The sequence below is a fragment of the Kitasatospora sp. NPDC057223 genome (assembly GCF_042669755.1).
GTDB lineage: Bacteria > Actinomycetota > Actinomycetes > Streptomycetales > Streptomycetaceae > Kitasatospora.
Genome location: NZ_JBHUWW010000102.1, coordinates 20,195 through 32,839 on the forward strand (window position 1 = coordinate 20,195; position 12,645 = coordinate 32,839).

General features: G+C 72.0%; 10 protein-coding genes. All 10 read left to right on the forward strand.

What is annotated here, in order from left to right; all coding sequences use genetic code 11:
• Window positions 1-58 precede the first annotated feature (58 nt).
• The 10 genes from ACFUK0_RS29040 to ACFUK0_RS29085 all read left to right on the forward strand — a co-directional run bounded on the left by ACFUK0_RS29040 (window position 59) and on the right by ACFUK0_RS29085 (window position 12,480).
• On the forward strand, window positions 59-1,948 hold the full coding sequence (locus tag ACFUK0_RS29040; RefSeq protein WP_380255390.1) for a GAF domain-containing sensor histidine kinase: 1,890 nt from the start codon (window positions 59-61) through the stop codon (window positions 1,946-1,948).
• A gap of 196 nt (window positions 1,949-2,144) precedes the next feature.
• Window positions 2,145-2,588: a YegP family protein gene (locus ACFUK0_RS29045; protein WP_380255392.1), complete on the forward strand. Its 444-nt coding sequence runs from the start codon at window positions 2,145-2,147 to the stop codon at window positions 2,586-2,588.
• Complete coding sequence (locus tag ACFUK0_RS29050; protein WP_380255394.1) at window positions 2,566-2,982, forward strand: hypothetical protein; 417 nt, start codon at window positions 2,566-2,568, stop codon at window positions 2,980-2,982. Before ACFUK0_RS29045 ends, ACFUK0_RS29050 begins: the two co-directional genes overlap by 23 nt.
• Window positions 2,983-3,269: 287 nt before the next feature.
• Complete coding sequence (locus ACFUK0_RS29055) at window positions 3,270-4,313, forward strand: hypothetical protein (protein WP_380255396.1); 1,044 nt, start codon at window positions 3,270-3,272, stop codon at window positions 4,311-4,313.
• A gap of 67 nt (window positions 4,314-4,380) precedes the next feature.
• A complete protein-coding gene (locus tag ACFUK0_RS29060) occupies window positions 4,381-4,668 on the forward strand; it encodes a hypothetical protein (protein WP_380255398.1) in 288 nt (95 codons plus the stop codon).
• A 92-nt stretch (window positions 4,669-4,760) separates the two neighbouring features.
• The gene (locus tag ACFUK0_RS29065) at window positions 4,761-5,357 is read left to right on the forward strand and encodes a hypothetical protein (protein ID WP_380255400.1); all 597 of its coding nucleotides are present in this window, start codon (window positions 4,761-4,763) and stop codon (window positions 5,355-5,357) included.
• Between the two features lie 299 nt (window positions 5,358-5,656).
• A complete protein-coding gene (locus ACFUK0_RS29070) occupies window positions 5,657-8,269 on the forward strand; it encodes a hypothetical protein (protein ID WP_380255402.1) in 2,613 nt (870 codons plus the stop codon).
• A 65-nt stretch (window positions 8,270-8,334) separates the two neighbouring features.
• A complete protein-coding gene (gene pstC / locus ACFUK0_RS29075; protein WP_380255404.1) occupies window positions 8,335-9,351 on the forward strand; it encodes a phosphate ABC transporter permease subunit PstC in 1,017 nt (338 codons plus the stop codon).
• A 55-nt stretch (window positions 9,352-9,406) separates the two neighbouring features.
• The gene (pstA, locus tag ACFUK0_RS29080) at window positions 9,407-10,576 is read left to right on the forward strand and encodes a phosphate ABC transporter permease PstA (RefSeq protein WP_380255406.1); all 1,170 of its coding nucleotides are present in this window, start codon (window positions 9,407-9,409) and stop codon (window positions 10,574-10,576) included.
• Window positions 10,577-10,641: 65 nt separating this feature from the next.
• The gene (locus ACFUK0_RS29085; protein ID WP_380255408.1) at window positions 10,642-12,480 is read left to right on the forward strand and encodes a substrate-binding domain-containing protein; all 1,839 of its coding nucleotides are present in this window, start codon (window positions 10,642-10,644) and stop codon (window positions 12,478-12,480) included.
• Window positions 12,481-12,645: the final 165 nt, after the last annotated feature.

A 12,645-nucleotide genomic window follows, 5' to 3' on the forward strand; every position in this document is an offset into this window, starting at 1 on the left:
CGGACGACACGTCGGCGCCGGTCAGTCGTAAGAAATCCACACAAACTACGCTCGACTCATGGAGCCCACGCCCCCGCCGACCCCCGCCCCAACCCCCGCCCCGACCCCGACCCACGCCCCCACCCCTAACTCCTCTCCGGCCGCCACCCCGAACCCCTCTCCCACCCCCGCCCCGCCCCCCGCCCCGATGCGGGTGCCCGAGATCGCCTCGCTCGGCCTGGACACGCTGGTCACCGAGGTCGCCGAGCGGCTCCAGTCGGCGGCGGCCGTCACGGACCGGATGCAGCGGTTGCTGGAGGCCGTCGTCTCGGTCGGAGCCGGGCTGGACCTGCACGCCACGCTGCAGCGGATCGCCTCCGGCGCGGCGGAGCTGGTGGACGCCCAGTACGCGGCGCTCGGGGTGGTGGCTCCCACCGGGCAGGGGCTGACGGACTTCATCCACGTCGGGATCGACGAGGAGACGGCCGCCAGGATCGGCGACCTGCCGGCCGGCCGGGGCATCCTCGGGGCACTGATCGACCGGCCGGAGCCGCTGCGGCTCACCGACCTGGCGGCCGATCCCCGCTCGGCCGGGTTCCCGCCGCACCACCCGCCGATGACCTCGTTCCTCGGCGAGCCGATCCGGGTCCGCGGCGAGGTGTTCGGCAACCTCTACCTGACCGAGAAGAAGGGCGGCGGCGCCTTCACCCCGGAGGACGAGCAGGTGGTGCACGCGTTGGCGGCCGCCGCCGGTGTCGCGATCGAGAACTCCCGCCTGTACGAGGCGGGGCGGCGCCGTGAGCGGTGGATCGCCGGGGCGTCGGCGGTGACCACGGCACTGCTCTCCACCGATGAGGCGCAGGTGGCGCTGACGGTCGCGGCGGAGCAGGTCCGCGAACTGGCGGGGGCGGCGCTCGGGATGATCCTGCTGCCGACGGGGGACGGGCAGATGCGGGTCTCGCACGCCTCCGGTGAGGCCGCCGAGTTCGTCACGGGGGAGCTGCTGCCGCCGAGTTCGTTCGCGGCCCGGCTGCTGGAGGGGGAGAGCGTCTATCTGGAGGACATGTCCGAGGACCCGACCGTGGTGATCCGGCTGGCCCGCACGTTCGGGCCGTCGATGGCGGTGCCGATGGTGGCGGCGGGGCGGGTGCTGGGGGCGCTGTGCGTGTGGCGGCGCCGGGGCGCGCAGCCGTTCACCGGCTCGGAGAAGGAGCTGGCGCAGAACTTCGCCTCGCAGGCCGCGCTGGCCCTGCGGCTGGCGGAGGGCCAGCGCGACCAGCAGCGCCTCGCGGTGTTCCAGGACCGCGACCGGATCGCCCGGGACCTGCACGACCTGGTGATCCAGCGGCTGTTCGCGACCGGCATGATGCTGGAGAGCGCGGCCCGCCGGGCGATCGTGCCCGAGGTGACGGCGGGGATCGGCCGTGCGGTGGACGAGCTGGACGCGACCATCCAGGAGGTCCGCACCACCATCTACGCCCTGCAGCACGACGACCACGGCGACGAACCGGACACCCTGCGGACCCGGGTGCTGCGGGAGGCCAGCCAGGCTGCGTCGGCCCTGGGCTTCAAGCCCTCGGTGTCGTTCACCGGGCCGGTGGAGAGCCTGGTCGGTGAGAAGGCCGGTCGTCAACTCCTCGCCGCACTGCGCGAGATGCTGTCCAATGCGGCCCGGCACGCGCGGGCGTCCCGGGTCCGGGTGGAGGTCGACGCGACCGCGCACCTGGACGACGAGGGCCGCCCGGGGGCGGACGATTCCGGCCTGGACGATCCGCAGTTGCTGGAGCCGGTCGGGCGGCCGGGGGTGCTGCTCACCGTCACGGACGACGGGGTGGGCATCCCCGAGGGCGGGCGCCGCAGCGGGCTGCGGAATCTGACCCGCCGGGCCGAGGCGCTGGGCGGGGACGCCTGGTACGAGCCCGGGCCGTACGGCAAGGGCACGATGGTGCGCTGGACGGCCCGGCTCTGAAGCCGGAGGGCCTGGCCCGGAAGCCGGACGACCCGGCTCCGAGGATGGTCCGTACAAGGTCTTGATGTGCTCTTGGTGAAAGTTTAACGAGGGAGAACTTCCCGACCAACGGAGCAAGTTGTGCCTTGCTTCCCTTCCTGTGTGCTCGTGTGCACACATAGTTTTAACCCGTCTCACTTATCGGACGGGGGGAGCAGTGGACGCGTCGGGCCGTGGCCGCGCCGCACCAACAGGGCTGAGCCGGGGGGGATTTCGGACCGAGCGGGCGACCGACGGCCGGTACCGGTGGCAGTTGAAGGCACCCAATGGCCGGCTGGTCGCTGTTTCGCCGGCCGCGTACGGGACGCCCGGCGAGGCCGAGCAGGCATTCGAGAGCTTACGGGGATCCGCGTCCGAACTGGTTGCCCGGATCACCCACGTCCGGGACGGCATCGGCTGGATCTGGGTCGTCCCCGGCAGCCGGGGCCTGCCGGAGATCCGTTCCAGCCGGCCGTACGAACGGTATGCGACCTGCCAGAACGCCTTCCGGAGGTTCGTGGTGCTGCTGGCCAAACTGGACGAGGCCACCGCAGCGCCGTCCCAACCACAGTCGGAAGAGAGACAGTTGAGACCCTCCGATGTCCGCTTCGACGCCCGCTGAACCGCGTGGTCCGCGCCTGCTGACCGTCCGCGGAGCGGAGCGCGGGGTCGGCTGGGCACTGCGGGCCGCCAACGGCCGACAGCTCGCCGTCGGCGTCCGGATGTATCGTGCTGAGGACGAACTGTCCGCCGCGATAAGACAGTTGATCATCGAGCGGGCGGTGCTGCGCTGTACGGTCGCGCAGTCCGACAGCAGACTCTGGGTCTGGACGGCCTACCTCCCGCCGCGCAGCACCCGGCAGAACGCCGGCGACGCCGAGCCGATCGCCCGCAGTGCCCGCGGCTACCTGCGCCGCGACCAGTGCCAGGGCGGCGTCGACAGCTTCCTGGCCGGCCTCCAGCAGCTCGGCCTGGAGCGAAGACGGGCCGGGCGGGACGACCGGTGGCCATGGTGAAGCGGAGGTTTCCGGCAGACTCCCGAACCGCCACCGCGAGAAGAACGTCGACGGCGAACCGTGCCCCCGACAGGCATCCACAGCACCGCTCCTGACCTGCGTGGACGGCCGGACTCCGGTTGCCGGCCCCGAGGCCCGGCCCGGCCGGCCGCCCCTTCCGGGGGCGGAGCGGGCCGGACAGGATCAGGTCTGCCGGAGCGACCGCCGCGGACGCGGGCTCCGGTCCCGGGCCCCAATCCAGGTCCTGGGTAAGCGATGTACGTCTCTCCCACCGGAGGAACAAGAACATGCGCAAGACCGCTGCCAAGCTGCTCACCGCCGCCGCCCTCGCGACCTCGCTCGTCACCATCGCGAGCGGCACCGCGCTGGCCGACCCGACCGTTGTGCCGGGTACCGCCGACATCGTGGGCGTCGGCTCGGACACCACGCAGACCGTTCTGAACCAGTTCTCGACCGACTACAACGCCTACCTGACCGGCCTGGGCGACACCACGTCCCCGCGCCTGTACAGCTTCGACGCCACGGGCTCGACGACCATCGTCGCCAAGACCGGCACCACCGCGATCAACCGCCCGAACGGGTCCGGCGCCGGCATCAGCACGCTGGAGCAGACCTCGCCGGTCGCCCCGATCGACTTCGCCCGTTCCTCGCGCGCCCCGCAGACCGGCGACCAGACGACGGACATCTTCGTCTCCTTCGCCAAGGACGCGGTGACCTGGTCGGCCACGGCCACCAGCAACGCCCCGGCCAACCTCACCACGGCGAACCTCAAGGGCATCTACGACGGCACCTACCTGACCTGGGGTGCCGTCCCCGGCTACACCGGCTCGGCCCCGGCCGCCGTCATCAAGCCGTACCTGCCGCCGACCACCTCCGGCACCCGCTCCTTCTTCCTGAAGGCGATCGGCGTCACCGCCGTGGGCACGAACGTCGTCACCGGTCCCGAGGAGAACGAGGGCACCAACACCGCCCTCAACGACCCGAACGTGATCTTCCCGTACTCGGTCGGCCACTACATCGGCCAGGTCTACGGCGGTCACAGCAGCGGCACCGACGCGGCCGGTGTGCTGGGCCTGCGCAACATCAACGGCCTGGCCCCGGTCACCGCCGGCCACACCATCAACCCGACGTTCGCCAACCCCGTCTACGGCCGCACCCTGTACAACGTGGTCCGTAACGCCGAGTGGACCGCCGCCACCGTCAAGGGCACCGCCCTGCGCAACATCTTCGGCACCAGCGGCTGGATCTGCACCAACGCCACCGCCCAGGCCGACATCACCGGCTACGGCTTCCTGACCATCGGTGGCTGCGGCAGCACCACGCACATCTGATCCTGAGTGACCCAAGGCGGCCGGGGGCACTGCGCCCCCGGCCGCCGACCGTGCCGGTAGGACGTTCGTGAGCTCCGAACGTGGCGATCAAGCCGTACCTGCCGAGGGCCAGTTCCGGTACCGGGGAGTTCTTCCTGAACGCGATCGGCGTGCCGGCCCCGAGCCCCGCCGTCGTCACCACCCTGCAGGGGAACGAGGACAGTGGACGGCGTCCGACGCCCACGGCCGCGCCCTGCGCGACATCTTCGGCCCGACCGGCTGGATCTGTACGACCAGCGCCGCCACCGCCGGCATCACCGGCTACGGCTTCCTGCGCCTTCCGGGCGCCGCCTGCGGATCCGGCTCGCACTCCTGACAGCCTGCCGCCGCCCCCTTGACCGGCCGCTGGTCGTCTCCAGCGGCCATGCGCCACCCCGCACGCCCGCACATTCATCCAAGGAGAACAGCATGACCCGCACCAGCGTCCGCCTCGCCGCCACCGCCGCCACCGCGCTCCTCGCCGTCTCCGGCCTCAGCGGCGCGGCTGCCGCCGACACGGCCCCGGCCACCGTGGCGACCGGCAGCGTCGTGGTCCACGAGAGCACCTCCTTCATCCAGCAGACGGCGGCTGCCGGTGTCGTGGTGGTTCCGCTCCCCTCCGGTACGCCGGCCTACGACAGCGCTGCGGGCTTCTCGGCCACCTTCCCGGTCACCGGCGGCAACGCCAACCTGCAGGCGTACTACGACCGGATCGAGCTCGGCGGCGGTCTGCTGTTCGTCAACCTGAACACCGGCAAGACCGCGATCTTCAAGCAGCTCGCCTTCCAGGCCGACTCCTGGCGGCTCACCGGTGTTCCGCTGGGCGGTACCGAGCCGGTCGCGCTGCTCGACCCCGCCGGTGACAACCAGATCAGCCGGACCGGCACCACCCAGACCCTGGAGGCCGCTGACCTCAAGGTGGACGCGGCCGGCGCGCAGTACGTCGACAGCAAGCTGAACACCACGTTCTTCCAGGGCGGCCAGTCCATCGGCTCGCTCTCGATCAGCTTCACCCCGGCCGGCTGAACAACGCCGCCGGCAGCCCCTGGTGGCTGCTTCGCAGTGCGGGCCCACGCGTCGACTCGCGTGGGCCCGTACCGCTGTTTCCAGCAACTTGCTTGAAAAGTGAGCGTGTTGTGGCCTCGTACACCCTGTCGACCGGATCCGGCCATGTCCGGATGGCCGAATAGGTACGCACCGAGACCGTTGGTCCGTCATCACAACTGTCCATCACCCGCGCAGGGTTGCTGCGCACTCGCACGGAGGTGCCCGCCATGAGAGTCCGCCTGCCCGACCCGAGACATCAGGGGTGGTGGCGGAGGAGGGTGCCTGCGCTGGCGCTCGCCTGGGCCGTGGTGGCCACGCTGTCGGTGCTGCCGCTCGGCTTCGGGCCGGCCACCGAGGCACGGGCGGAGTCGGGCGTGACGGTGGAGGGTCCGGAGGTCTGGGACCCGGTCAACGGGGTCTACGGGGCGAAGGGCCGTGTCTCGGTCTCGCGGGGCAAGAACCTCACCAACGAGGTCGTCCAGGTCTCCTGGAGCGGATTCACGCCGACTGTCAACTGGGACGGCACGCCTGCGGCATCCGCCCCGGAGTTCAACCAGGCCGTGATGTACGCGGTGCGGATCTACCAGTGCAAGGGAACCGATCCCGGGCCGACCGACTGCTACGGCAACACGATGTACGGAGGCGAGGCGGCCCTCGGCTTCGAGCAGCCGACCCGTCCGCCGGGCACGACCACTCCCGACTTCCCCTCCAACCACCGGATCGCGGTGACCGGCCCGGACGGCTCCGGTACGTCGAGCTTCGAGATCTGGACGTCTCGGCAGAGCACCTCGCTGGGTTGTGACGCGACCCATCCGTGTTCGATCGTGGTGGAGCCGAACTACGGCGGGGATCCCCTCGACTGGCTCAACCGGCGCGGGGGTCGGGCGGACTGCGCCGACCACTCGCTGGACATGGACTTCGAGACGGACAACTCCACGGACATCGTCTACACGGGTCGCGCCAACCCGCTCACCAACAACCAGACCGGCGAGCAGTGTGCCTGGAGCCACCGTGCCGTCGTCCCGATGGAGTTCGCCCCGACGGCGGACGACTGCAAGTCCGCTCACGCCGACTTCACCGCGGCCGGCCTGGAGATGGCGAACCGTGCCGTGCAGCAGTGGCGGGCCGGTTTCTGCCAGGGCGCCGCGCCGCTCAACCTGCAGTACGGCTACGCCGGCGGTGAACCGCAGGCGCGGGCGGACTTCCTCGGCAGCACGGGAGCGGACATCGCGCTGACGGCCCGGCCGGACCAGTCGCCGGCTCCACGGCCCTACGTCTACACGCCGTTGACCAACACCGGTATCTCGGTGGCCTTCACGGTGGACGACCCGGACACCGGACAGCAGATCCGGACCATGCGCCTCAACGCGCGCCTGCTGGCCAAGATGCTGACCCAGTCCTACCGGCTGGGCAACGGTGACATCGCCTCGGTGGCGGACAACCCGGTCTGCATCTTCGCCGATCCCGAGTTCAAGAAGCTGAACCCGGAGTCCGCGATGGGTGGGGCCCACTGGCCGGGCTGCGGCTCGGGTTCGTACATGATGCCCATCGTGGCGGGCGGCACCACGGACCTGGTCTACCAGGTGACCTCGTGGATCGCCGCGGACCCGGAGGCCGCCCAGTTCCTCCAGGGCGCGCCCGATCCGTGGGGCATGCACCTGGACACCTACTACCTGCGGCCCGGGTTCTCGGGCTACCCGGTGGACGCGTTCCAGCCGCAGGACTACTCCGGGCTCGTCGGTGCGACCGACGACCGGGCCAGGTGGAAGATGTACGAGTGGAACCCGCTGCTCGGGGGGCTGGGCCAGGTGGGCCGGAACCTCCTGCAGTTCGTGCCCACCGGGCTCAACACCGACGCGGTGGCGGGCAACCACGGCAAGCTCCCGGCCCAGCCCATCGGCCAGCGCACCCTGTTCGCCATCCTCGACGCCGGGCAGGCCAGGGCCTTCGGCCTGTCCGAGGCGGCCCTGCAGAACCCGGCCGGGGCGTTCACCACGCCGAGCCTGGGCTCGTTCCAGTCGGCCGTCTCCGACATGCCGGTCGATCCGGTCACCGGTACCCAGCAGCTGCCGTACGGGGTGGCCGGGACCGACTTCGCCAAGGACCAGGCCGCGTACCCGCTGACCACCGTGCAGTACGCGATGGTCCCGACCGCCGGCCTCCCGGCGGCGAAGGCGAGCGCCGTCTCCACCTTCCTCCGGCGCGCCACCGACCAGGGCGAAGGGCAGATCTACGGCACCAACCCCGGCCAGCTCGCCCCCGGATTCCTCGGACTGACGCCGAGCCAGCTCGACCGGTCGAGGGCCGCCGTGACCCACGTGGCGGCGCAGGACGGCGCGTTGCCCGGCAACCAGGTCGCCCCGCCGGCCACCGGTGACGGAGGCACGACGGGCGGCACCGGCTCCGATGGCGGAACGACCGGTACCGGCACCACGGGCGGCACGGGTACCACGGGCAGCACCGGCGGCACGTCCGGCGGCACCTCCACCTCCGGTGGCGACACCGGCAGCGGCGGTACCGGCACGTCGGGTACGACCGGCAGCACGGGGACGACGGGCACGACCGGCGGCACCGGCACGACCGGCGGAACCGGTACGACCGGCACCGCGCCGGCCGCGACCGCCGCCACCACCCCGGCGAAGGCCGGGGCCGCCGCACCCGCCGCCTCCCCGGGCGCCACGTCGCCGGCCATCGCCCCGGTGGCCGCGGGCAGCCCGGCGCCGGACCGGGCGGGGACGGCGCGGCTGCTGCTGCCCGTCGCCCTGATCCTCGGCCTGGTGCTGCTGATCGCCGGGCCCGCCGCGCTGGTGCTGGGCGGCACGACCGCCGGTGTGCGGATCGCCGGCGGCCTGCGCTCCGGCTGGAACCGGCTGCGCCGCACCAGGGGCTGACCGCCCGTCCGGCCAGCCCGCAGGTACGACCCTCCTTCCGATCCGAGTGCGCCGGAGAGCAGACCATGACAGCCGCCATCGGGCCCGCGGCACCTTTCGCCCAGGCCCCGCCCGACGACCCCGACGTACCGCGTACGATCACCGCGCCGGCGACCCCCGGGGACCGGGTGTTCCGGGGGCTGCTGCGGGCGGCCGGCCTCTCGGTCTTCGCGATCATGGGCCTGATCGCGTTCTTCCTGCTGCTGCGCGGCTCGGACGCCCTGCGGGCGGTCGGCTGGTCGTTCCTCACCGAGCAGCGCTGGCGGACCCAGGCGCACGACTTCGGTATCGCGGCCGTGCTGCCGAACGGCCTGCTGATCGCCGTGATCGCGCTGGTCATCGCGGTGCCGGTGGCGCTCGGTACGGCCGTCTTCGTCTCCGAGTACGCACCGCCCCGGCTGCGGGCGACGCTGGTCTCGCTGATCGACCTGATGGCGGCGATCCCCAGCATCGTCTACGGACTGTGGGGGCTGTTCTTCCTCCAGCCGCGGATCATCGGCTTCGTCCGGTGGACGGCGATGCACCTGGGCGACGCGATCCCGTTCCTGAAGGTGCGGACGGGCGACATCGGCACCTCGTACACCTCGTCCACGTTCATCGCGGGCGTGGTCGTGTCGCTGATGATCATCCCGATCGTGGCCTCGCTCAGCCGTGAGGTGTTCTCCCAGGCGCCGCAGGGCGAGCGGGAGGGCGCGTACGCGCTGGGCAGCACCCGCTGGGGCATGGTGCGCACGGTGGTGCTGCCGTTCGGCAAGGGCGGTGTGATCGGGGCGGTGATGCTCGGCTTCGGGCGGGCGATGGGGGAGACCATCGCCGTCGCGCTGATCATCTCGCCGAACTTCAAGGCGATCACCCACGTGCTGGAGAACGGCGCGAACTCGATCTCCGCGCTGATCGCCCTGCGCTTCGGCGAGTCGGACGAGCTGTCGCTGTCCGCCCTGATGGCTGCCGGGCTGGTGCTCTTCACGCTGACCCTGCTGGTCAACCTGGGGGCCGGCGTCATCATCAACCGGTCCCGCTCCGGCGCGACGACGGCGGACTGACCATGACCCGCCTCCGCGCAGCCCTGCCGCCCCGCCGCCCCGAAGGGATCACCGGATGACCACCCTCGACCTTCCCGCCGCCCCCGTGGCGGCGGCTCCCGCCATCGAGCCCGAGCCCGCGCCCGAGCAGCGGGTACGCCTCGGTGGTGTCACCCGAGAGGACGTGCTGACGCTGGCCGGCGCCATCGGCGGCTCGCTCGCGCTCGACTGGATGCTGTACGAGCGGATCCTCCCGTTCAGCGGCGCCCTCGGGTTCCTCGTGACCTGGTACGTCCTGTTCCTGGCCGGCTACGTCGCGCTCGGCCGCCTCCAGTGGGGGCCGCAACTGGTCCGGGAGCGTCTGGTGGGTGTGCTGGCCTGGAGTTCGGGCCTGCTGGTGGTCGGGCTGATCGCCGACCAGATCGGCTACGTGCTGGTGCGCGGGCTGCACGCGGCCAGCCACCTGAACTTCTTCACCGAGTCGATGGAACACACCGCCGCGCTCTCCCCGATCACCTCCGGCGGCGCCCTGAACGCGGTCGTCGGCTCGCTCGAACAGCTCGGCCTGGCAACACTGTTCGCCGTTCCGCTGGGCATCGCCGCAGCCGTCTTCATGTCCGAGGTCGGCGGCCGGATGGCCCGGCCGGTGCGCACGCTGGTCGAGGCGATGACGGCGCTGCCGTCGATCGTCGCCGGGCTGTTCATCCTCGGCGTCGTGATCGTCACCCTGGGCTGGGAGAAGAGCGGCTTCGCGGCCTCCCTCGCGCTGACCGTGATGATGATGCCGATCGTCACCCGCGCCGCCGAAGTGGTGATCCGGCTGGTGCCGGGCACCCTGCGGGAGGCCTCGTACGCGCTCGGCGGCAGCCAGTGGCGCACGGTCTGGAACGTCGTACTGCCCACCGCAAGGCCCGGGTTGGTCACGGCGGTGGTGCTGGGCATGGCGCGCGGCGTGGGGGAGACCTCGCCGGTGCTGCTCACCTCGGGCTTCACCTCGCAGTTCAACGGCAACCCGTTCTCCGAGCACCAGGTCTCGCTGCCGCTGTACATCTGGAACTACGTGAAGCAGCCCTACCCCGAGATGGTCTCGCGGGCCTTCGCCGCCGCGCTGACGCTGATGGTCGTGGTGCTGGTCCTGTTCGTCACCGCCCGTGTGGTCGGCGGACGCACGCCGGGTCAGCTGACCCGGCGCCAGCGCCGGCGGATCGCCCGCGCGGCCGCCGCCACAGCCGTCCGGGAGCACTGATGTCCGTCCCAACCGCCCTGCGCTCCAGAGGAGTCCCCATGTCGTGGGAGGCCACAAGCCGCCCCGTGCCGCGACCGGTCGCGTTGCTGCTGACCGTGCTCACCGTCGTCCTGGCCGTGCTGCTGGGGCAGAGCACCTCCGCGTACGCGTCGACCTCGCTCAACGCGGACGGCTCCAGCTGGGCCGGCCCGGCCATCGACCAGTGGCGCCAGGACGTCGCGCCGCAGGGGATCCAGATCAACTTCAACCCGGTCGGTTCGGCCGCCGGCCGCGCCCAGTGGAGTCTCGGGCAGGACGACTTCACCGCCTCGGACGTCCCGTTCCGCAGCGGTCTCGACACGGGCGTCGGCGACGCCGGGCACAGCACCGGCGTCGGCAACAGCGAGTCGCCGCGGTACGGCTTCTCGTACGTGCCGATCACGGCCGGCGGCACCACGTTCATGTACAACCTGGTGGTGGCCGGCAAGCAGGTCCGTGACCTGCGGCTCTCGCCGCAGACGGTGGTGGACATCTTCACCAACAAGATCACCTCCTGGGACGACCCCAAGATCACCGCGGACTACGGGCGGGCCCTGCCGAAGCTCCCGATCACCCCGGTCGTGCGCTCCGACGGCTCCGGTGCGACCGCCCAGTTCAGCCGCTGGATGTCGCACACCCACAAGGACCAGTGGGAGGCGTACTGCCGCCAGGTCAACGGCACCACCTGCGGCGACTACACCGAGTTCTACCCGCCGTCCGGCCGGATGGTCGCGCAGAACGGCTCCGACGTCGTCGCCGGCTACATCAAGTCCCAGTCCGGGCTCGGCACCATCGGCTACGACGAGTACGCCTTCGCCAAGCGCAGCAACTGGCCGGTCGTGAAGGTGCTCAACCCGGCCGGGTACTACTCGCTGCCGACCGCCTCCAACGTGGCCATCGCGCTGACCGCGGCCAAGATCCGCGGCGTGGACGACGCGACCTCGCCGGACGACCCGGACTACCTGCAGCAGAACCTCGACGGCGTCTACACCATGAACGACCCGCGCTCGTACCCGATCTCCAGCTACAGCTACCTGATCGTGCCGCGAGCCGGAGCGGCCCTGCCGGTGCCGCCGCGCTTCAACAACGACAAGGGCAGCGCGCTGAGCCGGTTCATCTCGTACGTGCTCTGCGAGGGGCAGGGCGAGGCCGACGGCCTCGGCTACTCGCCGATCCCGCGCGGGCTGGTCAAGGGCGGGTTGCTCCAGGTGCAGCACATCCCCGGCAACGCCAGCCCGGTCGACCCCAACTCGCTGAACAACTGCGCCAACCCGACGTTCAACTCGGCCGGTGAGCTGACCGTCCTGAAGAACGCGCCGCAGCCGAGCCCCTGCGACAAGGTCGGCCAGCCACTGGACTGCACCGTCCAGAACGGCCAGGCGGTCTCGACCGGTAGCACCGGCGGCTCCGGCGGCGCCGCCGCCGCGGGCGGCACGACCGGCGGTACGACGGGCGCGGCCACCGGCGGCACGGCCGGCACGACGGGCGGCACCAGCCGGCCCACCGGCAGCGGCAGCACGGGCGGCGCCGGGACGACCGGCGGCACCGGCGGCACCGGTACGACGGGCGGTGCCGGTACGGCCGGCGGTGCGGCGGGCACCGGCGGTACGGACGGCGCGGCGGCGCCGGCCGGCGACCCGGGTGCGGCCGGCGAGGACCCGGCCGCGACGGAGATCGACCCGCAGACCGGCCAGGTGCTCGCCCGTGGCGGCGGTGGCGGGGGCACGACCATCGAGGCCTCGGTGGTCTCGGTCGACGGCCGCCCCGACGACTGGCTGCTGACCACCCTCACCGCGGTGGAACTGCTCGCGGTCGTCACGGTGCCCCCGCTGCTCGGCAGCCGGTTCCTGCGCCGTCGGCGCGCCGCCTCGGGCGGCCGGCCGTGACGAAGCGTCAGAACGCCAGTACAGCAGCCAGAAGCGGGAGGAGAAGGCCGTGACCGCACCAGTGATCGACAAGACCGGGGCCGCGCCGCCCGTGCAGGCCCGGCCGGAGCGCCCGGAGCCGGCGGCCCCGCAGGCGCCGCCGCCACCGGCCGCGCTGCCCGGGGG

Excerpts from the sequence above, each read along its gene's own strand:
- ACFUK0_RS29050 (WP_380255394.1), top strand. The coding sequence starts at position 2,566 with ATGTCCGCTTCGACGCCCGCTGAACCGCGTGGTCCGCGCCTGCTGACC.
- ACFUK0_RS29055 (WP_380255396.1), top strand. The coding sequence starts at position 3,270 with ATGCGCAAGACCGCTGCCAAGCTGCTCACCGCCGCCGCCCTCGCGACC.
- ACFUK0_RS29040 (WP_380255390.1), top strand. The coding sequence starts at position 59 with ATGGAGCCCACGCCCCCGCCGACCCCCGCCCCAACCCCCGCCCCGACC.
- pstC (WP_380255404.1), top strand. The coding sequence starts at position 8,335 with ATGACAGCCGCCATCGGGCCCGCGGCACCTTTCGCCCAGGCCCCGCCC.
- pstA (WP_380255406.1), top strand. The coding sequence starts at position 9,407 with ATGACCACCCTCGACCTTCCCGCCGCCCCCGTGGCGGCGGCTCCCGCC.
- ACFUK0_RS29065 (WP_380255400.1), top strand. The coding sequence starts at position 4,761 with ATGACCCGCACCAGCGTCCGCCTCGCCGCCACCGCCGCCACCGCGCTC.